The 2,209-nt window shown below is 23.9% G+C and carries 2 protein-coding genes and 1 tRNA gene; all 3 read left to right on the top strand.

Features of this window, described 5'->3' with window-relative positions; translation table 11 throughout:
* Positions 1 to 357 (top strand): ribonuclease P protein component (gene rnpA / locus AlmWB_RS01165; protein ID WP_083993351.1); only part of this gene is annotated, 357 nt, incomplete at its 5' end.
* Positions 354 to 1,916: a YidC/Oxa1 family membrane protein insertase gene (locus tag AlmWB_RS01160; protein ID WP_050337278.1), complete on the top strand. Its 1,563-nt coding sequence runs from the start codon at positions 354 to 356 to the stop codon at positions 1,914 to 1,916. The genes rnpA and AlmWB_RS01160, both read left to right, overlap by 4 nt.
* A 209-nt stretch (positions 1,917 to 2,125) precedes the next feature.
* Positions 2,126 to 2,209 (top strand) — tRNA-Tyr (locus AlmWB_RS01155).

The following is a 2,209-nucleotide window of genomic DNA, read 5'->3' as shown; positions in this document are numbered from 1 at the left end:
AAAAATAAATTTATTTTAAAAAAAAAGAAAGAAATAGATTTGATTTTTAGATTTAAAAAAAATGTTAAAAATTACTTTTTTATTTTGTATTATTTCCAAAATCCAAATATACTACATTTTAAATTTGCTTTAAGCGTGAGCAAAAAATATGGGAAAGCTCATGAAAGAAATTTAATAAAAAGACGTTTAAGAATGATTATTCATCGTTATATGTCTTTTATTGATAGTAGAGCTTCTTTTGTTGTAGTTATTAAACCTTCAGCTAAAAAACTGAATTTTGTAGATTTAGAAAAAAAATTTTTAATTTTATTTCAAAAATCTTTTTTAATTACTTCTTATAAAGGAAATTATTTATGAATTTTAATGAGAATAAATCTTTAGTAAATAAATTGGTTTTTAGTTTATTCTTAGTCATGGTTTTTTTTATGATAAGTCAATTTTTTCGCAAAAGCGCACCAATATATACAGAAGATTCTATTTGTGTATTTTTACGTCAAGATTCTGCTAGACCACTCACAAAATCAACTATAGAAGATTTGGTAACAGACACAACAGACTCTTATTTAGAAAAATTAGATATTTTTCGATTTCGTTTTGATTCAAAACAAAATTTAGATATTAGCAAAATGACCTCTGAAGAAAAAAAACAAGGTGAAAATAAGAAAAAATGTAAAAAATTTTTAGAAAATATTTTAAATGGCGAAAGGTTTTGTTTTTCTTTTTTAAAAAACCAAGATGAAAACACTCAAATTTCGGTAATAAGAGATTTTTTTTGCATCAAAGTTGGAACCAATCAAAATTATTTGGAAGAGCAAAAATTTACATCAACCAAGGATATAAGATTGCAATATTTTGATGGTGATGAATTAAAAATGCCTATCAAAGAACAAATGACATTATATACACAAGAACACCAACCTTTAAATCCTTTTCAATATAATAATTTAATTAAAGAAAAAACAACTTCATATTCAAATCCAACTTTGTGGTTAGGATTGAAAGAAAAAACAACATTACTTAGTTTTAAAGTTTATATAGATGACTCAGGGGATTTACCTATTCAATGGCCTTCTAAATCTAAATGGAGTTATTTTTTAGGTTGGGGTTATATCTGGAATTTTTTAATTGTATTTATTGGTTTCTTTTTATCTTTCTTTTCAAGCGTTTGTTCTAATTCTCAACCAGGTTACTTTTTTGGTAATATAGGTTTAGGAATTATTTTAACAACTATTCTCGTACGTACATTATTATGGCCTATTTATACTAAAATGAGTAGTTTTTCTATGAAAATGAGTTTGGCTCAACCAGAAATTAATAAAGTTCAAACTAAATACGCTTTGAAAAAAGATAGTGCAACTGCACAGCAAATGCAAATGGAAATTTTGAAAATATACCGAAAACATAATATAAGTGTCTTAGAAATTTTTATTACTTTTGTGCAAATGCCTATTTTAATCGCTATGTTTCGTACTTTAAAACGTATTTTTGTTTCAGGTGGTATTTTTGATGTTAATACTCGATTTGGTATAGTCCATTCAGAAGATAAACCTTTTTTAGGTTTTATTCGTTTTGGTTTAAATAATGCAGATAATTTGGTCATTACTAAGATTTTGTTATCTTTTTTGGTAGGTTTAAGTATGTTTTGGTTAAATAAAATAAATTTACAAAAACCTGCTTATCAAAAACAAAATGCTCAACTTTTAAATTTAGAACAAAAAATTAAACAACAACAACAAGAAAAAACGATGAAAATTATTAATTATATTATGATTTTGTTTATGACATTCACTGCTTATAAAGAAATGACTATGGCTTTATATTGGTTAATTGGTAATCTTTATACTGTAGGACAAACATTAATTAATCGTCAAATTATGAAAAAAAAATATTATTTATTAAAAAATCAAGGATTTTAATTTTTTGATTATATTTTTTATGTTTTAATACTGAAGTATATTGTTTTAAAAAAAACTAAAGACTAAAAAATAATTAAAATTTGAATTAATTTCTAAAATTTTATTATTTTTTTTCTTCTTTATTTTTATAAAATATGTTAAAATTATTTTGTGTTTAGGTTTTATAACTAATTTAGTTTTCTTGATATTTATTTTTTGCTTTTTATATTGGAGGGGTAGCGAAGTGGCTAAACGCATCAGTCTGTAAAACTGCTCCGAAAGGTACGGTGGTTCGAATCCATCCCCCTTCACCA

The organism is Candidatus Phytoplasma phoenicium (genome assembly GCF_001189415.1).
Lineage (GTDB): Bacteria > Bacillota_I > Bacilli_A > Acholeplasmatales > Acholeplasmataceae > Phytoplasma > Phytoplasma phoenicium.
Note: the sequence above shows the minus strand (reverse complement) of the source record. Positions and strands in the feature narration are given on the sequence as shown.